Source organism: Paenibacillus sp. fava2 (assembly GCF_058313675.1).
In genome coordinates this window covers 1,951,449-1,975,414 of sequence record NZ_CM177755.1, presented here as the reverse complement: position 1 = coordinate 1,975,414, position 23,966 = coordinate 1,951,449, and the positions used below count along the sequence as shown (strand labels likewise).

21 protein-coding genes are annotated in these 23,966 nt (G+C 53.9%); 5 read left to right on the top strand and 16 right to left on the bottom strand.

The genetic code is table 11. The features are described from left to right. Window positions 1-21: 21 nt before the first annotated feature. From AC4G46_RS08245 to AC4G46_RS08235, 3 genes are all read right to left on the bottom strand, one after another. Entirely contained in the window at window positions 22-207 is a 186-nt protein-coding gene (locus AC4G46_RS08245) for a DUF5680 domain-containing protein (protein WP_491127505.1), read from the bottom strand. A gap of 136 nt (window positions 208-343) precedes the next feature. Further along, window positions 344-3,166, bottom strand: a complete 2,823-nt coding sequence (locus AC4G46_RS08240) for a glycoside hydrolase family 3 protein (RefSeq protein WP_491127504.1) — start codon at window positions 3,164-3,166, stop codon at window positions 344-346. Between the two features lie 117 nt (window positions 3,167-3,283). Further along, entirely contained in the window at window positions 3,284-4,171 is an 888-nt protein-coding gene (locus AC4G46_RS08235) for a helix-turn-helix domain-containing protein (protein ID WP_491127503.1), read from the bottom strand. Between the two features lie 134 nt (window positions 4,172-4,305). Between AC4G46_RS08235 and AC4G46_RS08230 the strand changes: the two genes are divergently transcribed. Both AC4G46_RS08230 and AC4G46_RS08225 read left to right on the top strand, forming a co-directional pair. Further along, window positions 4,306-5,532 carry a sugar efflux transporter gene (locus tag AC4G46_RS08230; protein ID WP_491127502.1) on the top strand — a complete coding sequence of 409 codons (1,227 nt, stop codon included), beginning with the start codon at window positions 4,306-4,308 and terminating at the stop codon, window positions 5,530-5,532. Next, a complete protein-coding gene (locus tag AC4G46_RS08225; RefSeq protein WP_491127501.1) occupies window positions 5,532-5,882 on the top strand; it encodes a response regulator in 351 nt (116 codons plus the stop codon). Before AC4G46_RS08230 ends, AC4G46_RS08225 begins: the two co-directional genes overlap by 1 nt. Window positions 5,883-5,965: 83 nt before the next feature. Here AC4G46_RS08225 and AC4G46_RS08220 read toward each other — a convergent pair whose 3' ends face one another. Beyond that, complete coding sequence (locus AC4G46_RS08220; RefSeq protein ID WP_491127500.1) at window positions 5,966-6,667, bottom strand: SDR family oxidoreductase; 702 nt, start codon at window positions 6,665-6,667, stop codon at window positions 5,966-5,968. 30 nt (window positions 6,668-6,697) lie between these two features. Continuing rightward, entirely contained in the window at window positions 6,698-7,150 is a 453-nt protein-coding gene (locus AC4G46_RS08215; RefSeq protein WP_491127499.1) for a VOC family protein, read from the bottom strand. A 144-nt stretch (window positions 7,151-7,294) separates the two neighbouring features. Between AC4G46_RS08215 and AC4G46_RS08210 the strand changes: the two genes are divergently transcribed. Genes AC4G46_RS08210 through AC4G46_RS08200 form a run of 3 tightly spaced genes read left to right on the top strand, consistent with a single transcriptional unit; the run spans window position 7,295 to window position 10,321 of the window. Beyond that, window positions 7,295-8,176 carry a carbohydrate ABC transporter permease gene (locus AC4G46_RS08210; RefSeq protein WP_491128819.1) on the top strand — a complete coding sequence of 294 codons (882 nt, stop codon included), beginning with the start codon at window positions 7,295-7,297 and terminating at the stop codon, window positions 8,174-8,176. Beyond that, window positions 8,176-9,015: a carbohydrate ABC transporter permease gene (locus tag AC4G46_RS08205; RefSeq protein ID WP_491127498.1), complete on the top strand. Its 840-nt coding sequence runs from the start codon at window positions 8,176-8,178 to the stop codon at window positions 9,013-9,015. Before AC4G46_RS08210 ends, AC4G46_RS08205 begins: the two co-directional genes overlap by 1 nt. 40 nt (window positions 9,016-9,055) lie before the next feature. Beyond that, window positions 9,056-10,321 (top strand): ABC transporter substrate-binding protein, encoded by a 1,266-nt coding sequence (locus tag AC4G46_RS08200; protein WP_491127497.1) that lies wholly within the window; start codon window positions 9,056-9,058, stop codon window positions 10,319-10,321. Between the two features lie 76 nt (window positions 10,322-10,397). Here the strand turns inward: AC4G46_RS08200 and uidA are convergent, their stop codons facing one another. The 11 genes from uidA to AC4G46_RS08145 form a co-directional block, all read right to left on the bottom strand. After that, entirely contained in the window at window positions 10,398-12,209 is a 1,812-nt protein-coding gene (gene uidA / locus AC4G46_RS08195) for a beta-glucuronidase (RefSeq protein WP_491127496.1), read from the bottom strand. Between the two features lie 36 nt (window positions 12,210-12,245). Beyond that, window positions 12,246-14,561, bottom strand: a complete 2,316-nt coding sequence (locus AC4G46_RS08190; RefSeq protein WP_491127495.1) for a 3-O-beta-D-glucopyranosyl-beta-D-glucuronide phosphorylase — start codon at window positions 14,559-14,561, stop codon at window positions 12,246-12,248. Window positions 14,562-14,612: 51 nt separating this feature from the next. Beyond that, window positions 14,613-16,898 (bottom strand): helix-turn-helix domain-containing protein, encoded by a 2,286-nt coding sequence (locus AC4G46_RS08185; RefSeq protein ID WP_491127494.1) that lies wholly within the window; start codon window positions 16,896-16,898, stop codon window positions 14,613-14,615. Window positions 16,899-16,985: 87 nt separating this feature from the next. Further along, complete coding sequence (locus tag AC4G46_RS08180) at window positions 16,986-18,518, bottom strand: extracellular solute-binding protein (protein WP_491127493.1); 1,533 nt, start codon at window positions 18,516-18,518, stop codon at window positions 16,986-16,988. A gap of 38 nt (window positions 18,519-18,556) precedes the next feature. After that, complete coding sequence (locus AC4G46_RS08175) at window positions 18,557-19,438, bottom strand: carbohydrate ABC transporter permease (RefSeq protein WP_491127492.1); 882 nt, start codon at window positions 19,436-19,438, stop codon at window positions 18,557-18,559. A 27-nt stretch (window positions 19,439-19,465) separates the two neighbouring features. Beyond that, the gene (locus AC4G46_RS08170; protein ID WP_039871186.1) at window positions 19,466-20,419 is read right to left on the bottom strand and encodes an ABC transporter permease; all 954 of its coding nucleotides are present in this window, start codon (window positions 20,417-20,419) and stop codon (window positions 19,466-19,468) included. Window positions 20,420-20,450: 31 nt separating this feature from the next. After that, window positions 20,451-21,572, bottom strand: coding sequence for a glycoside hydrolase family 5 protein (locus tag AC4G46_RS08165; protein ID WP_491127491.1), 1,122 nt, complete (start codon window positions 21,570-21,572; stop codon window positions 20,451-20,453). A gap of 54 nt (window positions 21,573-21,626) precedes the next feature. Further along, the gene (locus tag AC4G46_RS08160) at window positions 21,627-21,794 is read right to left on the bottom strand and encodes a hypothetical protein (protein ID WP_491127490.1); all 168 of its coding nucleotides are present in this window, start codon (window positions 21,792-21,794) and stop codon (window positions 21,627-21,629) included. 300 nt (window positions 21,795-22,094) lie between these two features. Continuing rightward, window positions 22,095-22,991, bottom strand: a complete 897-nt coding sequence (locus AC4G46_RS08155; protein ID WP_491127489.1) for a metallophosphoesterase — start codon at window positions 22,989-22,991, stop codon at window positions 22,095-22,097. Between the two features lie 115 nt (window positions 22,992-23,106). Next, window positions 23,107-23,343, bottom strand: a complete 237-nt coding sequence (locus AC4G46_RS08150; protein WP_491127488.1) for a hypothetical protein — start codon at window positions 23,341-23,343, stop codon at window positions 23,107-23,109. A 47-nt stretch (window positions 23,344-23,390) separates the two neighbouring features. Further along, complete coding sequence (locus tag AC4G46_RS08145) at window positions 23,391-23,966, bottom strand: hypothetical protein (protein WP_491127487.1); 576 nt, start codon at window positions 23,964-23,966, stop codon at window positions 23,391-23,393.

Genomic DNA, 23,966 nt, shown 5'->3' with positions numbered 1-23,966 from the left:
GGTTTACTTTTACCCATGTATTTATTTAATTGAGCCTCCGTGGAACAGACACTCGTAAATTTTCGTATCTTTAACGCGGATTTCTTCCGCACCGCTGAACCCGTCTCCGGTAACACGTCCGGCATAATTCTTCGCCCATAAGGGCTTGTCATCCTTCCATAGAGCTTCTTCCCCGGCATAGCTTTCAGCCCCCAGATAGGTATCCATATCTTTCAGATTCCCTCCTTTTTAGATATGATTTTTATCCCAGATCATACAAAAAAAGCCCCGCCATTCTGATCTCAGAATTAACGGGGCCTCACCTTACTTATTCATCTTCTCCTGACAATTAACTGCCGAGCATCTACACTGTAAACCGGAAGCGGCTGAGCAGAACTTCACCAGTAAAGACAATGAATACATCAGCTGTTCCGGCATCTAAACCTGCATCGGCAGTCAGAGTACTCCATTCCTGCTGTCCGCCCGCCGGTATTTGCAGCGTTGCCGCCAGCTTGCCTGCCGGACTGCCGGTTCTCACTTCAATACTGCCGCCGCGGCTTGAGGATACCAGCGCTTCGATCCCAGCAGCTCCTTCGGCAAGCTGCACATTATGGAAGCCGATCCAGGCACCGTCCTGTACCGGATGAACCGATGAACCGCCTGCCTTGCACTCATCGAGATAAACCGATGCGTAATCGTCATAATTCTCGGCTTTTACCGGGAGATACAGATTACGGGCCGGCACAACCTCGCCGTGTACTCTGATCTTCGCGGACAGCCGGATGTCGCCGGAGGAACGTCCAATCAGGATATTGTACTCTCCGTCCTCCACGCAGTATTGTTCCCGGGTTACATCCCAGAACGACAGCTCAGAGACAGGAAGGGAAAAGGCAACTGTCTGCTTTTCTCCTGCTGCAAGTCTAACCTTCTTAAACCCCTTCAATTGCTTGAGCGGACGCTTGATCCGGGTTGACAGCGACTGTACATACAATTGGACAACCTCGTCTCCGTTCACTGCACCGGCGTTCTCCAGCTCTACCTCAAGGCTGATCGTACCATCAAGCTCAAGCTCACCGGATTTAAGCACCAGTTCGTTGTAGGCTACCTGCGCATAGCTCAGGCCATGGCCGAACGGATACAGCGGCTCGCCATCAAAGTACATATATGTTCTTTTGCCCTTGATAATATCGTAATCCATCAGCGGAGGAAGCTGGTCAACAGACCGGAACCAGGTCATATTCAGCTTGCCGGACGGGCTGTAGCCCCCGAACAGCACCTCTGCAACCGCATTGCCCAGCTCTTGACCGCTGTGTGAGGTATACAGCACGGCCGGGATATGCTCGTCGATCCAGGTGGACGTAATCGGGTAGCTGCCGACGATAACCACAACCGTGTTCGGATTAGCTGCATAGACCGCTTTTACCAGATTCTCCTGTTCTTCCGGCAATACGATATCCGGTCTGTCGATTTCTTCCTTGCCGTTCAGCAGCGGATGGTTACCGACGAATACAACCGCAACCTCGGCAGCTTTAGCCGCTGCAACCGCAGCTTCCACGCCGTTCACGACGATGTTCTTGCGGAAGGCATGCGCTTTGGCCCCGGCATCATCCTGCTCCGCGGATTGAAGCGTACCGTCTGAAGATACGGTTATCGGCTTGCCGTTCCATGTGCGCAGGCTGACCGTTCCATCTTCCTCCGGCACAAGGTTCAGCGATTCCTTCACATACCAGCCGTAGATTTCGTCTGCGGAGGCTGTCAGCGTTCCGGCATCGTTCAAGGTGACATACTGGCCGCGGCTTGTCGCTTCAAGTGTATTGGCGGTCCAGCCCCATGCTGTATGGCGGAACAATTCCCCGCGCTCCGGAGCATCATACAGCACAGCCAGCCTGCCGTCTTCGCCGGTCATGCCGACAGCCTGCCCGCCGTCAGCCGAGGTCAGAATAATCCGGTCATCGCCGCTTTCAAAGGTCACCTGCTTGCCGGCCAGCTTCTTGGTCACACCCTGCAGTGGAGTCACTCCATAAGCCAAAGTGCCGGAATACCAGTCTCTGAAGGCTTCGTCCGCAAGCGGTCCGATTACAGCTACTTTGGATAGCTCCTGCCGGTTCAGCGGAAGTGCGCCATTCTCATTCTTCAGCAGCACAACCGACTGCTTCGCCGCTTCCAGTGACAGCTCACTGTGCGCCTTGCTCAGAATGACGGAATCGTCTATCGCTGTATACGGATTCCCTTCCTCCGGATCAAATTCACCAAGACGGAAGCGGACGCGGAAGGTGTTGAACAGCGCACGGTCCAGATCCTCTTCGGTGAGCAGTCCCTCAGCCAGCGCCTCATGAATGACCTTGATCGTTTCCACTGTCTCTTCGGTTACGCTGTCGATCCCGTTTTTGATCGATTCCGCCATGGAACGGGCAAAGGATTCATAATACTTATGATCCTTGACAATGCCGAACAAATCCCCGGCGTCACTCACAATAAAGCCGTCCATTTCCCACTCGCCCTTAACCACATCCATGACCGCAGGGTGCAAAATAACAGGCACACCATTAAGCGAATTGTAGGCGGTCATCATCGACTGTGCCCCGCCTTCCTTGAAGGCAGGCTTGAAGGCTTCCAGATAATATTCACGCAGATTGCGCGGGTCAATGCTGGACGAATCTACTCCGCGGTTAATCTCATTATTGTTGCCGAGAAAATGCTTCAGCGTTGCTACCGCTTTCAAGTACACCGGATGATCACCCTGAATCCCCTGAACCAGTGCAGTGCTTAGCTGACCGGTCAGCTCAGGATCTTCCCCATAGGCTTCCTCTGTACGCCCCCAGCGCGGGTCGCGCTCCATATCTACCGTCGGCGCCCAGAGGGTCAGTCCGTTTACAGTCGGATTTTTTTTGTAAAACGCTCTTGCTTCATCGCCGATCGCCGAGCCGACTTGCTTCAGCAGCTCCGGATTCCAGGTGCAGGCCAGTCCGACAGGCTGCGGAAAAGAAGTGGCTTTGCCCAGCCAGGAGATGCCGTGCGCTCCTTCCGTACCATGCTTATAGGCACCAATGCCCAAACGCTCAATCTCCGCCTGATATTGCGGAATCAAGGTTACTTTTTCATCCAAAGTCAATCGGGACAGCAGATCCTGCACACGTTCATTAAGCGGCAGTCCGGTCTGCTGGAAAGGATATGTCGCGGTTTCCATCCATAGTCACTCCTCAGCTCTTTATGATAACGGTTACATCCTATTTAATCATAAAAGATAACCGCTTTCAGAAACACCAGGACAATTGACGGAAAAATCAGTGCAAAATTAGAGATTTCATTCCGTCTTCAAAAACCTGAGCGCATCAGGGGACATCCCGGTCAGCTTGATCTCTGTGCCGCTTGTTATCACATAATCGCCCTCCGGCACGTTCTCCGGCCTGTGATTACGGAATTCCTTGGGCGAAATGCCGAACCTGGCTTTAAAAATCTTATGAAAATAGGAGTATGTCGGGAATCCGCAGCTTCCGGCAATGGCCTCAAGGCTCAAATCGGTAAAGCGGATGCGCTCGAGCGCATTGGACAGCCTGATCTCCTGTGCATAATGAATAATCGTATAGCCGGTCTGCTCCTTGAACAGATGCACCGCCCGCGAAACACTGAGTCCGGCAAAACGGGCCACATCCGCGACCTTCAGCCGGTTAAGCGCATGCTCGTTGATGTAGCGCTTCATCCGCAGCACCGGCTCGCTTCCGCGCCCGGGCGCATCCTGGCGGGGAAGCGTCTCCACCGGCAGGCGGTCCAGCGACAGGCAGAGCGCGCAGAGCAGATGGCGGATCAGCTCGGGATTATACTGCACAATCCGGTGCTGCTCCATGCTGAGCTGCTGCCACAGGGACAGCATGCCGGCATCCAGATGAATGCGCTGCAGCGTCTGCCGCGGCTGGGCTTCCCACCAGGCTTCAATCCATGAACCTTCACAGAGCAGGTAATAATCCCCGCTTTCAATCTTCCCGTCCATCTCCTCCACCTGCAGATGATAGGGCTCACCGGGACGGTAAACCAGCAGGTCCCCGGGCCCGATCAGACACATTTTCCCATGTACAAGGGCCCGGCAGCTCCCGACCACCTGCAGCCTGAACAGAAAAAAGGGCGGCGGCGTAAAGGTTGATCTGTACGGCAGCGTATGAAAGGAATAAGCGCAGGCATGCAGCCTCAGATCCATATTTGTCACCATCCCAGCCAAATAGTAGAGGTATATAATCAGATAAAACATTCACGAAGCTCAAACCATTAACTATACTATAACCAAATCAAAGAGAACAGCGCAAGGAAGCTCAAAGGAGACCGTTCAATAACATGTCCATCCGTATCCGCCGGCTGCTCGGCATTCCAGGCTATACCGCATTTATGATCTGCATGATGCTGCAGGGGATGGGAATATCCATCAGCTCCCCGTTTCTGGCCGTTTACTTTACTTCAGAGATAGGCGTATCCGCCGGTGTCTTCGGCATCTTCACCGCTATTACGCTGATCAGCGGCGTTAGCCTCAGCTCTTTCATAGCTAGACGCTCCGATCACGGAATGAACCGTAAAACCCTCATGGTTACGGCCATGTTTTTCAACGCCATAGCTTTTATGGGTTATTTGTTCATCCACGAATTCTACCTGCTGCTGGCCTATATGACAGTATTCACCGCGATCGGCGCACCGGCCATGCCCCAGCTGTTCGCCAGCGCCCGCGAGGCTGTGAACGCCAGCAGCAGCACCGATCACGCTTTTGCCAATTCAACACTCCGCTCGATGTTTTCACTGGGCTTCATTACCGGCCCGCTGATCGGAGCAGTTCTGCTGAAGCATAGCGGATTTCAGGGTATTTTTACCGGAACCTCTCTGATCTTTGTCATCAATGCCGTGCTGATGCTCTGCACTGCCAAACGTCCGGCGCAGGCAGGAGCTGCTCCGATGCAGCCCAAAAAGCCGCTGAAGCTGCATCAGGATGCCCGGGTGCTTATTCCTTTTCTCGTCATGACGCTGCTCTATTCGGGGCACTGGATGAACAACCTGAATATCTCGCTGTTTATTATTAACACACTGGGCGGCAGCACGCAGAATGTTGCTACCGTCTCGAGTGTATGTGCACTGCTTGAAATTCCGTTTATGCTGCTGCTCGGTATTCTGTCGGCCAAATATTCGAACCGCCTCCTGCTGCTGTGGGGAATCGTGCTGGGCGTAGCCTATTATGTGCTGGTTCTGTGCTCAGGCGGGCTGTGGCAGATTATTGCCGGACAGGTACTGCTGGCCTTTTTTGTAGCGGTGATTTCGGCGGTCGGCATCAGCTATATCCAGGATCTTCTGCCGGATCTGCCCGGTTATGCGTCAACCCTTTATACTAATGCATCTACACTCGGTAGACTGTTCGGCAGTCTGGCAGGCGGAGCGGCCGCACAGCTGCTCGGTTACCGTCACGCTTACTGGGGCTGCCTGCTGCTGCTCGTTGCCGCTTTTGTGCTTATGATCCCGCAATCCGCATCTTTAAAGGAAACATCGGACAAACGCCCTATTCAAACAGGAGGAACCCCGTAATGAAGATTCTGCTGATTGACGATACAGCCCAAGTGCGCGATTCCCTCAAACCGGTGCTGAAAAAGCTTGCTTACAGAAATGAAGATATTCTGGAGGCGGGCTGTGATCAGCAGGCGGTTCAGCTGATCGCTGCCCATCAGCCGGATATTATTGTGACCGATGCCAAGCTGCTTCTGCTCAGCGGGGAGCTTCTGGCCGGCAGGGATTCCTGCCCGCACAGCAGAATCATTGTTACGAGCAGCCACGAATTTGTGCTGGATGCCTTTTGCCGGGGAGGCATGGACTCTTTGCAGAAGCCCATTGACGAGGGCAAGCTGGAGGAGTTGCTGCGGGTGGGAGCTGTGGGATAATGAGGCTAAGGTAAAAAGCGGTAAGGCGCTCCTTCCGGACGACGCCTTACCGCTTTTGTATATGTCAGAAATGTTCAATTAAATTATATCTTCATATCCTTACCCGTATAATCCACAAACCTGAAATGGCCCTCGGGAGCCGTACGCTGATCAATCAGATCAAGCACGCCCCCGGCACTTTGGCGCGGGTCCGTCGGCGCCTGCTCCCCGCCCATATCGGTATGCATCCAGCCCGGGTGGACGCTGAGCACATGCACTCCGCGTTCCTGCAGATACACATGCAGCTGTTGGGAGAACATGGTGAGCGCTGTCTTGGAGATGCTGTACGGATAGTCTCCGGGATATGCATTGGTGATGCTGCCCGCTTCCGAAGAGATATTAATGATCGAAGGCTCTGCTTCCGTAAGCAGCGGCAGGAAATGCTTGACCACACGGATCGGACCATACAGGTTGATGTCCATAGTGGTCTCCATGTCCTGCAGGTCCAGCGCTTCAACCGGTGTGTTGCGCGCTGTCAGTACAGCTGCGTTATTGATAATGGCACCAAGCGTGCGGCCCTGCTCTTTAAGCTCAGCAGCCAGCGCTGCGATTCCCGCTTCATCCGTTACATCCAGCTTGGCGACGCTTAGCTTTTCTCCGTATTCAGCGGCAAGCTTAGACAATTCCTCAGCCTGCCCGTCCGGATTGCGTACACCGGCAATTACTGAATATCCGCGCTCCAGCGCCTCAGCGGTCAGGTCCAGTCCCAGTCCGCGTCCGGCACCGGTAATCAGAATATTTTCCATCCGTAGTCCTCCTCTATGGGTTAACCCTTATTAATTATCGTTTTCCAGCAGCTCCACAAGAACCTTCAATTCTTTAAAAGTATCCATATACGCATAACGGCCGCCGGTGTACTCCCCTTTTTGCTGCAGCGGGAACCCTTTACCTTCGAGTAACATAATTTTGTCCTGCATCCCTTCAATTACAAATGCAATATGATGCGGGCCTTCTCCATGCTCATTCAGGTAGGCGCGCCAGGTGCTCGGCTGGTGATCCGGCTCAATCAGCTCCAGCTGTACAGATCCCATGTCAAAAAAGGCCAGCTTCGCCCGCGCCTCCGTCTTTTCCCCGTTATACCGGGTCTGCGCAATATCAGCTGTATCCGTCACTATAATCTTCGGCTGCTCCAGCCCGAAGAACTTCGCATATGCCGCGCTTACCTTCTCCACATCATTCACCAGAATGCCTATCTGCGTAACAAAATGATTGCCTAGTAGCCCTGTCAACTGCCTCAGCCTCCCTTTTCATCTGACCAGTCTACCATAACGTCACTATGAAAGGGCTGTCAATATTAAGCAAAAATGATTCGGTTAATCACCCTTCCGGTTATTTAATCAAATGCTTAACTTTACACAAAGGAGTGAGGAATGATGGACCGTAGTAAACGATCACGCCTGATGCAGCAGTTCATTTTTGTCGGGCCGACGTCATTGTTTTTCTTTGTTATTGTTCTGATTCCGTTCTTCCTGGGGCTGTATTATTCGTTTACCAGCTGGAACGGGATCTCGCGTCATGTCGAGTGGACCGGGCTGAGGAACTATTTACATATTTTCACCAAGGACCCTTCCTTTCTGAATTCGTTCTGGTTTACAGCCAAGTTCACTTTATTCGGTCTTGTGCTGACCAACCTGCTCGGCTTCGCACTCGCTTACGTGCTGACCCGCAAGCTGTTCACCCGCAACCTGCTGCGGACGGTCTTTTTTGTGCCCCATGTCATTGGCGGGCTGCTGCTCGGGTTCATCTGGCAGTTTATTTTTGTCAGGGGGTTTACTTCAATTGGCGCAGCCACCGGCTGGCCGTTCTTTAATCTGCCCTGGCTAGGTACGGAAGGAACGGCGTTCTGGGCAATCGTCATTGTGTTTGTCTGGCAAAATGCCGGCTATCTCATGGTCATCTACATTTCCGCGATCAACAACGTACCGCAGAGCCTGATTGAAGCCTCCCGGGTGGACGGTGCCGGGCTGATGCAGACGCTGCGCCATGTAACCATTCCGCTGGTCATGCCGGCGGTGACGGTCTGCCTGTTCCTGTCGATCTCCTGGTCCTTCAAGCTGTTCGACCTGAACCTGTCGCTGACCAAGGGCGGTCCCTTCAAGGCTACCGAATCGGTAGCGCTCAATATTTACAATGAAGCCTACACGATCAGCCGGTTCGGAATGGGATCAGCCAAAGCGATGGTTTTCTTCGTCATTGTGGCGGTTATCTCCCTGCTACAGGTTAGGGCAACCAAGAAAAGAGAGGTGGAGCTGTAATGGAGACTACTGCCAAAAAGTACAGATTCCCCCTGCTGCTGGCCGAGCTGCTGCTCATTCTGCTGGCTTTGGTATTTCTTGTGCCGTTCTATTTTCTGCTGGCCAACTCGGTCAAAAGCTACAGCGCGATCCTGTCAGATTCCGCTGCACTGCCTGCTGCGTTCCAGTGGAACAATTACGCCGAAGCATGGAAGGCAACTGCTTTCCCGCATGCTTTTCTGAACTCCCTGGTCGTCACGGTAGCCAGTAATATTCTGCTGGCCTTCCTGTGCTCCATGTCTGCCTATAAAATGGTCCGCAATAACAGCATGTACAACCGTATTCTTTATGTCGCACTCGTCGCGGCTATGGTCATTCCTTTTCAGGCTATCATGATTCCGCTGGTACAAATCGTCAGCGGCCTTGGCGTGATGGATACGACTGCCGGCTTGATCCTCGCTTATCTGGGGTTCGGTGCCCCGATGACTGTATTTCTGTTCCACGGCTTTGTAAAGTCGGTGCCGATTGACATTGAAGAAGCCTCGCGGGTGGACGGGAGCAGCCCTTACGGCACGTTTTTCCGGATTGTCCTGCCGCTTATGCAGCCGATCATTGTAACGGTCATCATTCTGAACACGCTGTGGATCTGGAATGATTACCTCATGCCTTCACTGATTCTGCAGAGCCCGGAGCTGCGTACAATTCCGATCGCGACTTACAGCTTCTTCGGACAATACACTAAGCAGTGGGATCTGGCGCTCCCGGGTCTCGTGCTCGGTATTACGCCGGTGGTTATCTTTTTCCTGCTGATGCAGAAGTATATTATTGAAGGCATTGCCCAGGGCTCTGTGAAGGGCTAGCGCATGGTAACGTACTTTTCAGGCTGAGAGGATGATTGATATGAAAAAAAAACGCGGAATGCTCCTCGTATGCTCTCTGCTGCTGGCCGGACTTATCTCCGGCTGCGGACGCGGCAGCGGCAATGCGGATGGGATAAAAACGGTGCATATCTACCAGTTCAAGGTTGAAATATCCGAGGCGCTGGCCTCGCTGAAAACGGAATTTGAAAAGGAACACCCGGATATCCGTCTTGAAATCCAGAGTGTCGGCGGCGGCAGCGACTACGGCGCCTCCCTGCGCGCCAAGTTCTCGTCCGGGGATGAGCCGGACATCTTCACCATCGGCGGCAATAATGAGCGCGACATGTGGCTGGAATATCTGGAGGATCTCAGCGGCGAAGCCTGGGCCAAAGATGTAAAGCCGCTTGCCGCTGAACAAATGACTGTTGACGGCAAGCTCTACGGCATGCCGATGAATCTTGAAGGCTATGGCTTTATTTATAATAAAGACCTGTTCCAGCAGGCCGGAATTACCGAAAAGCCGCTGACGCTCACCGCGCTGAGAGAGGCTGCCGAGAAGCTGAAAGCGGCGGGTATTACGCCGTTTGCCAACGGGTATCAGGAGTGGTTCGTCCTCGGCAACCACAATGTGAACGTGGCTTTTGCCCAGCAGCCCGATCCTGAAGCGTTTATCGCCGGGCTGACGGACGGCTCGAAGACCTTTGCCGGGGACCCGGTGTTCTCCCGGTGGATTGACCTGCTGGATCTGACGGTGGAGTACGGCAACCGGAATCCGCTCTCGACCGACTATAATACCCAGGTCACCATGGTCGCCAGCGGGGAAGCGGCGATGATGCAACAAGGGAACTGGACCCAGGGCCAGATCGACGGCATTGATCCGGAGCTGAACCTCGGCATCCTGCCGATGCCTATCGACGATACAGCCGAAGACAACGACAAGCTGTATGTGGGCGTTCCAAGTAACTGGGTCGTTAACAAGTACTCCCCTGTCAAAGAAGAAGCCAAGCTATTTCTGGATTGGCTCGTCACCTCGAAGACCGGCAAAACTTACATCACCAAGGAGTTCCAGTTCATCCCTGCGCTCGACAGCATTGAGGGAACCGTAGAGGATCTAGGCTCACTGGGCGCAGAGGTGCTGGAATATACAGATAAAGATCAGGCTCTGACCTGGAACTGGTCACGCCTGCCGAACGGCATGCCGCAGGAGCTGTCCAGCAGCATACAGGGTTATCTGGGCGGCAAGCTGACCAAGGAAGGCATGCTGGAGGAGTTTCAGGTGAACTGGGACAATCTCAGCGTGCAGTAATCCGGAAGCTACCCGGCTGGCAGGCCGGCAAAATGGCACACGGCACAAAGCCGCGCATCTCTGCGCGGCTTTGATTTTATTTCCGTTCCTGTTCATTCGTAACCTTCACCGGATACTCCCCCATCTCCCTCCAGCGGCGGCGGAGCATGTGTGCGGCAGCCTTGGGCTGCCTTTGCCGGGTGAATACACCCTTCTTATTGCCGCCCACCCGCGTGATCCCCTGCTTGGTGGCGAAATCGGCAAACGCCCACACATGCTCGCCGATTACAAAATCCAGCCGGTCAAACACATTATGATACCGGGTAAGCAGCTCCTGCTGGTACTCCTCGGTGAACATCACCGGCGGGTCCTGATGGAAGCCTGCGATGGCATCTGCCCCATACTCGCTCATGATGACCGGCTTGCCGAAGGTGTTAAACCAGCCCTTCAGCTCCCACTCCACCTGATGCTCCACCAGCTCCAGCGCCCCCGGGTCCTGATACCACGAATAGTAACGGTTCACACAGATAACGTCAAAAAACTGCGATACCCTGCACTTGTCAGGCAGCGGCCACTGCACAATCGTTATCGGGCGGTGCGGGTCCAGTCTGCGGGTGGTATCCGCCAGCTGGCGGAAATACGGCACGGACTCCTCCTGAAAGTTAGCCGCTTCATTGGCCAGGCTCCACATGACCACAGACGGATGGTTTTTGTCGCGGGCGATGAGGTCTGTCAGCACCTCCAGATGATGCGCCAGTGTCTCATCATTGGCCTTGTCCGGGGCATACACCTTGTCGTTATAGTTGAAGAAGGTGAATCCCACCGCCGGAACCTCGCCGATAACGACGATTCCCTCCCGGTCGGCCAGATCGAGCAGCTCCTCGGCATACGGATAATGAGAGGTACGGAAGGAGTTAGCATTCATCCAGCGGAGCAGGTTCATATCCTTCACATTGACAGCCTGATCCAGCCCCTTGCCCTTGATGTCACTGTCCTCGTGCTTCCCGAAACCTCTGAAATAAAAGGGCTCCCCGTTAATCAGGAATCGGGTCCCTTCCACTTTAACCGTCCGTATTCCGATCTGCAGCTGATAATGATCTGCCAGTTCTCCATCAGCACCCCATACTTCAGCGTGAAAAGAATACAGATATGCCTGCAGCGGCTTCCACAGCCGGGCGTTCTCTATGCGCAGGATGCCAGAGCTCCCTTTGCCGGAGGCTACCGTTACCCCGTCTTCATCCAGCAGCCGGACCGTGATCTCACCTTCAGGCCGTGAGGCTTCCACGGTATAATGAACAATCCCCGTCCCATCCTGTACATCCGCCGTTGTTGTTATATCCTTAATGTAGCTTTGTGAGGTCCGGTACAGCTTCACCGGCCGGTGCAGCCCGGCATAATTGAAGAAATCATGAAAATACTCCTGAACCCGGTAACCCTCCGGATGCTTCTCATCATCAAACGTTTTAATCCGGCCCGGCGGCAGGGTCTGCCAGCTGAGCACATTGTTCACCACGATTGTTACCCGGTTCTCTTGACCATGCACAATCAGCTTCGTAATATCGGCCTCAAAAGGAAGAAAGCCCCCTTTATGCGCCGCCGCTTCTACTCCGTTGACCCATACAACTGCATGGTGACAGGCGCTGCCAACCCAGAGCACGATCCGGTCACCGGACCAGGAACGCGGAGCAATAAAAGACTGCTCGTACCACACATCCCCAATATGGTCGCGCAAGGATGCATCCTGGGTGATGTCGTTATAACTGGCGGGGACAGGCATGGGAATGGTGTCCTGAAGCGGCGCTTTGAACCATTCCTCCTCCCTGCCGTGATTGCCCGGGTCCGGCTTGAAGCGCCAGATGCCTGAGAGATCCTTGATCTCACGCGTCAGTGTATCTTTTGGAAACAGCATGCTGCATTCACTCCAATCTGTCTATTCCCTATCTATTTATCCTTCCGGCACGAGCTGAACAGAGATTTCATAGTCCCTGCCGTCTTCATAAGGAAGTTCTGTGCCGGTCCAGGCCTCGCCATCTACAAGCACCATCGTTGTTCCCCTGCTGATCCGGTCAGGGTTCGTCACTTCAACCCGGTATACTGCGTTGCGGAACCTGCGCTCCACCCGGTAACCGGACCATTCTGCCGGAATGCAGGGGTCAACGATCAGGCCGTCTGCCGTTGCCCGAATGCCCAGTGCGTACTCCAGTGTGGTCCAGAGCATCCAGCCTACCGTACCTGTGGAGACATGGTGGCTGGACTTGCCGTAGCTTGGCGAGTCAGCCAATCCGAAATAATAATTCGGCACAAAAATCGGTACCTGCCCGTTACGCTCCGGCGGATTGTCCCTGTTCGTCGGCAGCGTCCGGCTGATCGTCTCCCAGGCCGCCGTACCCCGCCCGGCGATGCAGTCGGCGAAAGCCTTGAACATGGAGGCATGGCAATAGACCGAGCCGTTCTCTGTCGTACCCGCCAGCTTAAGGCTGATCCGGCCCCATTTCGGATTCCAGCCGCTGAACGGCGGCACAAGCAGCCGCGGCCCGAACGGGGTATCCAGACTGTCAATTGCCGCTAGGCATTTCTCAAGCCGCTCCCCGACCGCGATCCCGCTCATAACTGCCCAGGTCTGAGTATTCAGGAACAGCTGTCCTTCCTCGTCCCGGGCTGTTCCCAGCGGCTCGCCGTTATCATCGAACCCGGCGATGTACCATTCACCGTCCCAGCAGCTGGTATTCACCGCTTCCGCCAGCCTTACAGCCGCCGACCGGAGGCGCTCCGCACCTTCCGTATCACCAAGCCGTTCACAGAACGGCAGAAGTGCCCGGATGCCATAGACCAGTGCCATCGTATTCCAGACCGACTCGCCGCGGCCCAGCCGGCCGGGACCGTTAATCGGATCATTCCAGTCGCCGTCACCCATCAGGCAAATGCCGTGTGCCCCTGTCGTACCTGCCATATAATCAGCTGCAAGCACCAGATGCTCATAAATGGAAGCGGTATCATCCGAACCTTTGAAAGCTGCCTGCCGGTGCAGCAGCTCCGGAGCTCCATTCTGGTTCACCAGCGCAATCATGCAGATGATCAGCCAGGCCGGACCGTCTGTATGCTTTAGGAGGCACAGATTTTTGGGTGGTGACCCGTCCGTCATAATCCACTGCTGGATAAAGCCGTTTTTTTCCTGGCCCTTAAGCACAGAGATCATATATTCTGCCGCTCCTGCCGGATCAACCAGCGCATAGCCTAGAGCATCCTGCAGCTGGTTGCGGACCGGGCAGTAATTGGACATTCGGTTTGTGCGGGTCTGCATGACGATCTGTTTTTTGAGCCAGATATTCATAAAAGAATTAACGTTCTCATCCGGAGTTTCTATCTGGAACGCACCGCTGATCTGCTCCCAATACTCCAAAACCTCCTTATGCAAAACATCAAAGCCCTTGGCGGTCAGCCTGGTCTTATCTGCAGCTGCCTCTTCAAGCGAATGGGCGCAGCCAACAACAAAATGGCTTACCGCAGCTTCTCCCGGCTGAAGTGTAATCCGCTGCTGCATCGCACCCGCCGGATGCTCCGCCTCCGCCCGCTGCCCCGAGCAGCTTCCATTCCGCACAGCTGCCGGCAGCTCATAAATGTCGTCACCGCCAAAGAAGACACGCTGGCTGCAGTCATAGGAATCTGCCTGCCGGTCAGAATAGACATAGACAACGTTGGTATGATCATCACAGCCGGCTTTTTGCTCATAAGTCACATGATAGGGAAAAGAATACGCAGACAGAATCTGCGTCTCTTCATCAAAATCACATTTGCTGCCCATAACGCCGCCGTTCTCCAGGGAAAACGCCGTGAACAGTGATAACTCTCTCGGCTCTGCCCCGGCATTCCTCAGTGTCACCGTCCAAATTTCCTGCTGGCCTTCACGCGGGACAAAGACGTGCACGGAGGTCTCAATCCCATGGGTAGTGGAACGGATTTCACTGTCCGCCAGGCCATGAATGCACTCATAAGCATCCGGTTCGCTCTTCAGCGGCTGATACAGCGGTGCCCAAGCCTGCTCTGTCCCGTGATCCTTCACATAAAAAAAGCGGAAGCCCCGCGAAATGGTACGGTGCCGGGGCTCAAAAGCAACGCTGTCCCCCTGTCCAGTCTGGGAAACCTCCATATAATAGGAATCATTAAATAAATAATTGAACCACCTTGCCGGTGTCCGGGGTGTCGTGATGGCATACTGGCTGCCATTTTCCTTAAAAAATCCGTAGGGTCCGCCTCTGTTCAAGTGCAATGCACACCTTTCCTGTTCGCTGTAGGCCCGGCGGCATTTATGCAGCTATTCCGTCAGATTATTCCGGTATTGGCCCGGTGTAATCCCCTCCATCTTGCGGAAATAGCGGATAAAGTTCGCCGGGTTGTTATATTTCAGCTTCATAGCAATTTCGGTAATCGTCAAATCGGTTTCCTTCAGCCATCTCTTGGCAACGGTCAGCCGGTATTGCGCCAGGTAGTCGGTGAAGCTGATGCCGGTCTCCTGGCGGAATACCCGGCTTATATATTGCGGATGATAATTCAGCCTCGCAGAGCATTTTTCCAGCGTCAGATCGGTGTCAAAAGCCTCCGCAATCAGCTGCTTCACCTCTTCGGAAATGCTGGTGAACTGATTTTTCTGCCGCTCTTCAAGCAGCCCGATGGCAGGCCCGACAAGCGTGTCATTGAACCATTCCTCTATATCACGGGGACTGTGCATGCCGAGAAGCTCTTCGAACAGCGAATCCCCGTCAGCCTTAAGCTGATGATGCAAAATGCCGGAGTCCTGGAGCAGCCGGATGAGGGCCATCAGCAGCCGCACCAGCGACATCTGATACTCCTGATGATCATATTCCTCGCTTGCGAGTGCATTCATCATTAAGGACAAGGCCTCTGCAGCACGCTGCCGGTCCAGCGACTTGATCGCTCCGGTCAGCTCATCCTCCAGTGTTTTGGGATAGACGATTTCCTTCCGCCGGGCGGGCTGGACATCCTCAATAAACAGGATGACCTCTTCGCCCAATCTGGCCCGGTATTTCAGCGCGTTCTCGCCCTCCTCATACCCGCGGCTCACCTCCGGCCATGCTGTACAGGAGCGGCTGATGCCGATACTGGCCTGCAGCTGGAGATAGCTTTTTACGGAAGCCTGCACCTCAGCAGCTCTGGCGTACACCGCTTCCTTAAAAGCCTCCTCCGACTGCGTCTTTGTACCAATCAGTATGACAACAGACTCCCGGATCACAATCGGCGGCAGCCGGTCTCCTCCGGGAACCACTTCAAGCGCTATATTGCTGACCGCAAACAGGAGCAAATCCCGGTCTTGTTCTGTAAAACGGCTGCTGTCGAGCCGGTCAATCTGCACAAGCATCACCCGCATAAGTGTCCAGTCCCCGGTGTAGCCGTACCCGTAATCCGCCAGCCGTTCCTTAATCCCCTGTGATCTAGCTTCGCCCAGCAGCATTTTGCGGACCAGAAACTCGGCCAGCTGCTGCTGCTGACCGGCCAGCTCGAACCTCAGCTTGCTCTGATCGGACAGGATACCCTGGATGCGGTCAGAGATGGCGGTGAACTCGTCTTTTTTGGGCCGCGGCTCTTTGTCCGGCAGCAAAGACCGGTAAATCGACCTTACCGGGGTGTACATCCGCCGCGAGCCGATCAGCGCTGTAAGCACGGTAGCAGCAAGCACCCCGAGACTGATCAGAATTGAAGTCCTTCCGATGGCTGTAGCCTGCTGCGTCACCGCCTGGGTAGGAACAACCGACACATAAGTCCATCCGTTGTAGGCGGATTTACGGAAGGAAATGGAGGCTTTGCTCTCTCCGGCCTTGCCGTTGAAGACCCCGTTAGCCTCCGTCTGCGCTCTGACAGCTTGAATGTAAGGCTCCTCTGACAGATCCTTGCCCAGCAGTGAGAAATCCGGATGGGTAATCACCCGGCCGTCCTCGTCCAGAATGAACACATTGCCCATGCCCGGATCGCTGTCAATCAGATCGCTGAGCTGCTGCGCAGACATTACCACCGCGATTAGGCCCCGCGGCTTGCTTGCGTTGATCGGCCATTTTTTCAGATTAATGACGGCATGATTCAGCTCGACCATCCCCTCCGCCCCCTGGATGCTGGCTGAATTGCCGCTGACCCACATCGAACCGTTAGACATGAAGGAGAACGAACGGAGCTTCTCCTTCAGCCCCGGCTGGTTGTATGCGTCAAGGCCCAAATTGGTAATCAGCCAATCCTGCTCCAGACTGTACAGATACACATCCTTGATGCCCAGCTCGAACGTCTGGATTGAGGAGAGATGTTTATACAGCTCGTGAATGATTTCCATATCGTCTATATCAAGCTTAGTCGCAATTGCCTTGGTCACTGTCGGCAGTCCCAGCAGCTGTGTCGTGGAAAAATCGATCATTTTGAGCGTCTGCTCCACCCGCAGCTGGCTCTGCCTGAGCACCTGAGAATTACGTTCCTCGACCTGCTGCAGCACAGATTGGGAGGAGTAGTGATAGGAATACCAGCCTAAGATCAGCACCGGAAAAGCACCGATCAATAAAGTAAGTATGATTAATTTCCGCAAATAGCTCGATATCCGCATGGCTCACTACCCCCCGCAATCGTTTGTTGCTTTTATTCTAGCATATGGGGATTTTTATTAACGGCATGAAGAGGCTGTTTCTCAACACTATTGCCCGTTCGCCTGATTGTACGCCGCCGTATATTCCTCAATCACCTTCGAGCCGCCGTCCTGCTCCCATTTGGCTACCGCCGCATTCCAGCCGTTCTCGTCCAGATCGCCCATAATGAAGCGGACCCGGGCATCGTCAATGATTTTGCTGAGCTCTGAGCCGCGTTCGCTGTACGTGTCGGAAATGTAAGGCTGGATCGGATTGACAACGGCGATTTCTGCATTCTTTTTCCACATCTCATCACGCAGATGCACCAGCGGTTTGCCGTAAGTCACCACCTTATCTCTTAACACAGCCAGCTGGGAGGAATCGCCCATCCCGTATTCGGCCAGCATTTTCGGGTCCGTTGTCTTCACGTAGTTTCCGTTATCCAGCGTGAACTGGCGGCCCTCCAGCCCGTTGACCAGCATGTTCTGCATATCGTCGTCGGATACTTTGTCAAAAAAGTTCAGCACCGCCTTGAGATCCGCTTCAGTCTTCACCGACGTCTTCGGAATCATGAAAGTCCCGTATGAGCCCGACCCGCCCGGACTGCGGAGTCCTGCCGGACCTTCGAGCGCGTTAACCATAGTAATTGCACCGGACGGCGTAACCTTCTGGACGCTTTCTTCAATGCCGTTGGCATCGTTCAGGTTGGCAACCCATGCCCCGGCTTTACCGGCATTTATCATCTGCTTGCCGTCTTTGACCACCGCGAAATCGAGGTTGATCAGCTTCTCGTCATAGAGCTTCTTGTAGAACTTCATCGTCTCCAGAAAAGCGGGCGACAGATGCGCCGGGCTTGCTTTGCCGTCCTTGATCTCCCAGTCGGCCGGACCGCCCATCCAGGTCAGCATCGCCCGCCAGCCTGAAGCAACCTGCTGCTCGGCGAGGCCGATCGTATCGGCTTTGCCGTTCTCGTCGGGGTCATTATTCACGAATGCCTTCAGCGCCTCGTAGAATTCGTCAATCGTCTTGGGCTCCTGCAGGCCCAGATTATCCAGCCAGTCCTTGCGCAGCATTAGGCCGTCCCGGGCCAGATCCCGTGCACGGTAAATCCCGTACACCTTACCGTCGATGGAGATGGCATTCAGGGCCACATCATCCATCCGGCTCAGGTTCGGGTAATCCTTCAGATAGGATCCAAGCTCCCAGAACATTCCGGAACGCACTGAATTGACGATATAGGGAAGCTTCTGGTCAAGTACAAGCACGGCGCTCGGCAGTTCACCCGAAGCGACAGTGGCGCTTAGCTTATCCGAATAGGTCGTCGATGGCACCCAGGTGATGTTCAGATCCGTATTGGTGCGTTCCTCAAGCTTCTTGTACAGCTCCCCCTCCGGGTCCATCGGCTCCGGATTGTAGCTGGTCAGCATCATGGACATTTTGAACGGCCCTTCGGCGGCTGGTGCGCTGCTGTCTCCGCCCTGTGCGTTCCCGGCTGCATTGTTATTGCCGCCGCAGGCTGATAATGTTCCCAGCACGAGCAGCGTTGAAATGGCGGTCATTGCTTTTCTTTTTAAACCTTGAGCCCCTTGGTTTGTTGTCATTGTTATGTTCCTTTCTTGACTGTGGTGTGTTGTGTCGCTTAACCCTTAACCGAGCCCAGCAGCGCACCCTTGGCAAAATGCTTCTGCAGGAACGGGTATACGATCAGAATCGGGACGGTGGAGATGACGATGACTGCCATTTTGACAGCCTGATCCGGCGGGATAAAGTTACTCTCAAGAGACGAGGTATCCCCGAGGCTGCCGCCCTGGGACAGCATGACGATCTGCCGCAGCAGCACCTGAATCGGCCATTTGGTCGAGTCGTTGATATACAGGATGGAGCTGAAATAGGTGTTCCAGTGGCCTACGGCATAGAACAATGAGAATGTAGCCAGCGCCGGCAGGGACAATGGAATGACGATCCGCAGCAGGATACCGGGGTCGCTGGCACCGTCGATTTTGGCCGACTCCTCCAGATCCGGCGGAAGCTGCTGAAAGAAGCTGCGGATAATGATCAGGTTAAAGGCGCTGATCGCACCCGGCAGCAGCAGCGACCAGTACGTATCGAGCATGCCAAGCTCTTTTACGACCAGGAACGTCGGGATCATCCCGCCGCTGAACAGCATCGTAAAGATGATCAGAAGCTGGATCGGCGAGCGGAAATCCATATCCCTGCGGGACAGCGGATAAGCCATTAGGCAGGTTAGCGTAATATTGATCAGCGTGCCGACAACGGTGATGAAGATGGTGACCCCGAGACTGCGCATCAAGGTGCTGGTCGAAAAGATATATTTGTATGCTTCCAGCGAGAATTCGGTCGGGAAGAGAATAAACCCTTTTTCCAGCAGCTCCCGCTGGGTGGCAAATGAGCCTGCAACAACATAGATGAACGGAATAATAGTGACCAGCGCGATTACTGCCAGAACGATGATGTTACAAATATCGAACAGCCGGCTGGCCCATGATGTTTCTTTTACCACAATTCTACCTCCTTTCGGATGATTTGCTTAGAGAATTCCTTCCTCGCCAAAACGTTTGGCTATAAAGTTGGAGCCGAATACCAGCACCAGACCGACCACGGACTTGAACAAGCCGACCGCTGTACTGTAGCTGTACTCTCCCTGCGATATCCCGGTGGTATACACATAGGTATCGAACACTTCACCGACCTCACGGTTGAGCGAGTTCAGCATCAGGAAGATTTGCTCAAACCCCGTATCGAGAAAATTCCCCAGCCGCAGGATCAGCAGAATAATAATGGTGGAGCGGATGGCCGGAAGGGTGATATGCCAGAGCTGGCGCATGCGTCCTGCCCCGTCGATTTTGGCAGCTTCATAGAGCTGTGTATCTACTCCGGCCAGCGCCGCAAGGAAGATAATCGTGCCCCACCCGGTTTCTTTCCACATCACTTCACCCGTTATGAACGTCCGGAACCAGCCGGGACTAAGCAGGAACTGGACCTTTTCCCCGCCCATGGAGGCAATCGCCTCATTGACCAGACCGCCTTCGGTGGTGAAGAACAGATAGGCAATCGAAACGATGACGACCCAGGACATAAAATGCGGGATGTAGACCATCGTCTGAATCCATTTTTTGTAGGCCTGCGAGCGCAGCTCGTTCAGCATCAGCGCCAGAATGATCGGCAGCGGAAAGAAGAACAGGATGTTGTAGGCGGCCAGAATGAACGTATTGCTGAGCAGCTTCCAGAACAGCGGATCCCCGAAAAAGCGGTTAAAATGCTTCAGCCCCACCCACTCACTGTCCACAAAGCCCAGAAAAGGCTGGTAATTCTTAAAGGCGAGCAGCAGGCCGTACATCGGTACATATTTGAAAATAATAAAATACAGCAGCCCGGGCAGAAGCATGATATACAGCCATTTATTGCGGACCATCCGTCTCAGCCTCTGCCTGCGGTACACATTTGTTATTGTCGGCTTGGAAGCCGCGATAGGATTTCCCATGTTCCTTCCCCATTTCCAGCATTGCTAAGGATCAATTGCCGGGATACAGCACCTGATCCTTCAATGCGTTGAATTGCCCGGTCGAGCGGTTATAGATCTGATACCAGCCGTTGTCATCCCATACCGAGAAGGCAAATCCCCCCGAGACCGCTTTACTCGCAATCTGCCGGTAGGAATCTAGCAGCGTATCGGTGATAACACCCCGGTGCTCGTACCCGAATTCGCCCATATATACCGGAATGTCGTGCACGTCTGCGAACTCTCTTTTTACATCGTCTACCCGCTTCAGATGGTCTGCCAGATTCGGATAATACGAGTGGTAGGTGCCGATGACAAAACGGTCCTCTCCCTCACCCGGCAGGTCCAGCGGATTGCGGTACGTATCATACAGGCCCCAAGCGCTGTTGTAGTTGTATCCGCCAAAAATAAGATTTCGCTGAGCGTGCGGCTGCGTGCCGTTAACGGTGAAGCTGCGGATTGCCGCATACGCCCGTTTGTTGAGCTCGATGACACTTGCCTTGGCCGCCGCCCCGGTGTTCATGCTCAGATGCGGCTCATTGAACAGCTCGAACAGCAGCGTCTCCGGCGCATCCTTGAACAGCCCGGCGATTCCCGTCCAGATCGTCTCCAGCCTCTGCATATTGCTCTCAAAAGCAGGCTCCCCCTGCAGCGCGCCCATCGCCCATTCTTCATGATGCGTGTTGATGATCAGGATGATTGGCTGTTTGTTCTGGCTCTGCCGTACGGTATTTACATCATTCAGGACATAATCCACCAGTTGTTTTACCGTTGCTACATTCGGGGCACTGGCTGAGAAATGCCCCTGCTCATCCGCCGTCGAAGCGTATTTCGTTCCCCGTCCGCCCCAGTTCACCGGAATCCGGATGTTCGTGTAGCCCGCAGCGATAAAAGCGTCCACCGTGTTCTTCACATCCTGATAACTCTGGCTGTTCCAGTTCCCTTCGAACGTGTTGCCGAGATTGGTTCCCCTGCCCATCAGGGCCACCATCGGCTTCGCTTCTATAGACTGAAAAGCTACCGTTCCCGGCGTCCCTTCGGCACTTGCCGCACCGCCGCTTATCAATAATGAAAGGAGCAGGCTCGCGCACAGGAACCACATCAGCGCAAGGCGTTTTTTTAGAATAGATACCATTGATACAGCCTCCTTGGATTGGGATTTCACCTCATCATGTACAGGAAAGCGTATTCATTTGAAAGCCGCACAGACAGGATCCTCTTTCTGTACAGCACCTTCGGGCAGCAGCTGCTTGCTCTGCCACCAATATAGTTTAGCTGCGGAATTGCCGTCTATAGTCATCTTACTACCAGTCTGAAACCCTTGCTGCTGCTGGCTTTGCGGTGCAGGATTGTTCATTTCAGACCCTCCGGTTGTCATTTTGGCGGATCGTTAAGGGCACATTGTTTAACCGGAAAAAGCAAAAAAAGCCGCAATCTGAGGTTCTCGTGGATGCAGACTCAGGTACTTTGCGGGAACGCCATTTTCTTCAATAAAAAAAGCCCCGCATCGCGGAGCTTGGGTTCAGTAGATATTGTTAGGTACGTATAGTTCGGCAATTATAGTTCAGTACATATAGTTCGGGACAGATAGTTTGGGACATATAGTTCGGGACATATAGTTCGGGACATATAGATCAGTACATATAGCCGGCCTGCATCATACAGTTACTCTATACGCATCCACTGTGACAGCGGAGCCGTTAATGCTCAGTGTCCCATTGTAATACCCCCGGTCGCCGGTCGGCTTACATTTATAATCGCCGGAGCAGCCGGTCACGAAAAATTTGGTCTTGGTGAAGCCCGGGTAAATATTGCTCAGCTTGCGGAAGAACTTGTGGCCGTGATGGGTGAAAATAGCCAGCACCTTATCCCTCGCTTTATCCGGTATCGCCGCAAAAAATTTCGCCGTCTCCGCGGTGCTAAGCACATGGCTGGGTTCCACTGTAATCCCGCTGATCTGGAGCGGCCAGTGAAAGTCGATTATATAATAGTAGCGGTCGTCCAGGTTTTTGAGCAGATTGATGCTATCGGCCGAAAAGCTCCCCAGCGCGCAATCCAGCCACACATACCGGACCAGCCCCTGAGTTCCCGGAAAATTCATTCTCCCTGTTACCGCTCCCAAATACTTCGTGAACAGCGGACGGGTGCTGGCCTCCCAGTTTCCGATAGATGCTTTGTAGGGAGTGCTGCCGAGTGTAGCGGTGACTGTGTTTTTAAAATCGCTGTAATATGCATCCGCATTATTCCCGTGATTCGCCCCGGCCTGCGTATTATCTCCGCCAAAAATGAAAAACCGTTTATTCCCGCTCCCCGCCGCCTTCGGCAACAAGTCTTTGAAGATAGCTGAGCTGTTCGCATAACCCACATGGCTGTCTCCGATCACGGCAAAATCCACGGTGTAGGCCTTTGCTGTGCGCTTAGGATTTGGCTTGGGTTGTCCGGGCCGTGGAGGAGAGCTGCTCCGTTTCTTTTTTAAGCCGGCGTTTAACCTGGAAATTAACCGTGTCCCCGGCTGCCGGGTACGCCGCTTCCCCGCTGCTGACTTCCGCTTCATTTATACCACCTCTTCAATTGTAGATTGAATATAGTAGCATGGTATTCGGCTCAGCGGCGAAGCTCTTGGACTAGACTGTATTATATAGAAGGAAAAGATTACGGCTTGGCCGGCTTTAGGCCGAATCAAGGGCATTTTTGCCCTTCATTTCGGCATCCGGCCGAGTTTCAGCCGAATCAGAGGCATTTGTGCCTCTCATTTCGGCGTCTGGCCGACTTTTGGCCGAATCAGAGGCATTTGTGCCTCTCATTTCGGCGTCTGGCCGACTTTTGGCCGAATCAAGGGCACTTTTGCCCTTCATTTCGGCGTACGGCCGAGTTTCAGCCGAATCAGAGGCATTTGTGCCTCTCATTTCAGCGTACGGCCGAGTTTCAGCCGAATCAGAGGCATTTGTGCCTCTCATTTCGGCATTTGGCCGACTTTTGGCCGACTTTTGGCCGAATCAGAGGCATTTGTGCCTCTCATTTCGGCATTTGGCCGACTTTTGGCCGAATCAGAGGCATTTGTGCCTCTCATTTCGGCATTTGGCCGACTTTTGGCCGAATCAGAGGCATTTGTGCCTCTCATTTCGGCGTCTGGCCGACTTTTGGCCGAATCAGAGGCATTTGTGCCTCTCATTTCGGCATTTGGCCGACTTTTGGCCGAATCAGAGGCATTTGTGCCTCTCATTTCGGCATTTGGCCGACTTTTGGCCGAATCAGAGGCATTTGTGCCTCTCATTTCGGCGTCCGGCCGACTTTTGGCCGAATCAGAGGCACTTTTGCCCTTCATTTCGGCGTACGGCCGAGTTTCAGCCGAATCAGAGGCATTTGTGCCTCTCATTTCGGCGTCCGGCCGACTTTTGGCCGAATCAGAGGCACTTTTGCCCTTCATTTCGGCGTACGGCCGAGTTTCAGCCGAATCAGAGGCATTTGTGCCTCTCATTTCGTCATCCAGCCGAGTTTCAGCCGAATCAGAGGCATTTGTGCCTCTCAC

Excerpts from the sequence above, each read along its gene's own strand:
- AC4G46_RS08245 (WP_491127505.1), bottom strand. The coding sequence starts at position 207 with ATGGATACCTATCTGGGGGCTGAAAGCTATGCCGGGGAAGAAGCTCTA.
- AC4G46_RS08220 (WP_491127500.1), bottom strand. The coding sequence starts at position 6,667 with ATGGAAAATATTCTGATTACCGGTGCCGGACGCGGACTGGGACTGGAC.
- AC4G46_RS08185 (WP_491127494.1), bottom strand. The coding sequence starts at position 16,898 with ATGCGGATATCGAGCTATTTGCGGAAATTAATCATACTTACTTTATTG.
- AC4G46_RS08180 (WP_491127493.1), bottom strand. The coding sequence starts at position 18,518 with ATGACAACAAACCAAGGGGCTCAAGGTTTAAAAAGAAAAGCAATGACC.
- AC4G46_RS08210 (WP_491128819.1), top strand. The coding sequence starts at position 7,295 with ATGGACCGTAGTAAACGATCACGCCTGATGCAGCAGTTCATTTTTGTC.
- AC4G46_RS08200 (WP_491127497.1), top strand. The coding sequence starts at position 9,056 with ATGAAAAAAAAACGCGGAATGCTCCTCGTATGCTCTCTGCTGCTGGCC.
- AC4G46_RS08170 (WP_039871186.1), bottom strand. The coding sequence starts at position 20,419 with ATGGGAAATCCTATCGCGGCTTCCAAGCCGACAATAACAAATGTGTAC.
- AC4G46_RS08205 (WP_491127498.1), top strand. The coding sequence starts at position 8,176 with ATGGAGACTACTGCCAAAAAGTACAGATTCCCCCTGCTGCTGGCCGAG.
- AC4G46_RS08165 (WP_491127491.1), bottom strand. The coding sequence starts at position 21,572 with ATGGTATCTATTCTAAAAAAACGCCTTGCGCTGATGTGGTTCCTGTGC.
- AC4G46_RS08150 (WP_491127488.1), bottom strand. The coding sequence starts at position 23,343 with ATGAGAGGCACAAATGCCTCTGATTCGGCTGAAACTCGGCCGTACGCC.
- AC4G46_RS08160 (WP_491127490.1), bottom strand. The coding sequence starts at position 21,794 with ATGAACAATCCTGCACCGCAAAGCCAGCAGCAGCAAGGGTTTCAGACT.
- AC4G46_RS08225 (WP_491127501.1), top strand. The coding sequence starts at position 5,532 with ATGAAGATTCTGCTGATTGACGATACAGCCCAAGTGCGCGATTCCCTC.
- AC4G46_RS08240 (WP_491127504.1), bottom strand. The coding sequence starts at position 3,166 with ATGGAAACCGCGACATATCCTTTCCAGCAGACCGGACTGCCGCTTAAT.
- uidA (WP_491127496.1), bottom strand. The coding sequence starts at position 12,209 with ATGCTGTTTCCAAAAGATACACTGACGCGTGAGATCAAGGATCTCTCA.
- AC4G46_RS08155 (WP_491127489.1), bottom strand. The coding sequence starts at position 22,991 with ATGAAGCGGAAGTCAGCAGCGGGGAAGCGGCGTACCCGGCAGCCGGGG.
- AC4G46_RS08235 (WP_491127503.1), bottom strand. The coding sequence starts at position 4,171 with ATGGATCTGAGGCTGCATGCCTGCGCTTATTCCTTTCATACGCTGCCG.
- AC4G46_RS08230 (WP_491127502.1), top strand. The coding sequence starts at position 4,306 with ATGTCCATCCGTATCCGCCGGCTGCTCGGCATTCCAGGCTATACCGCA.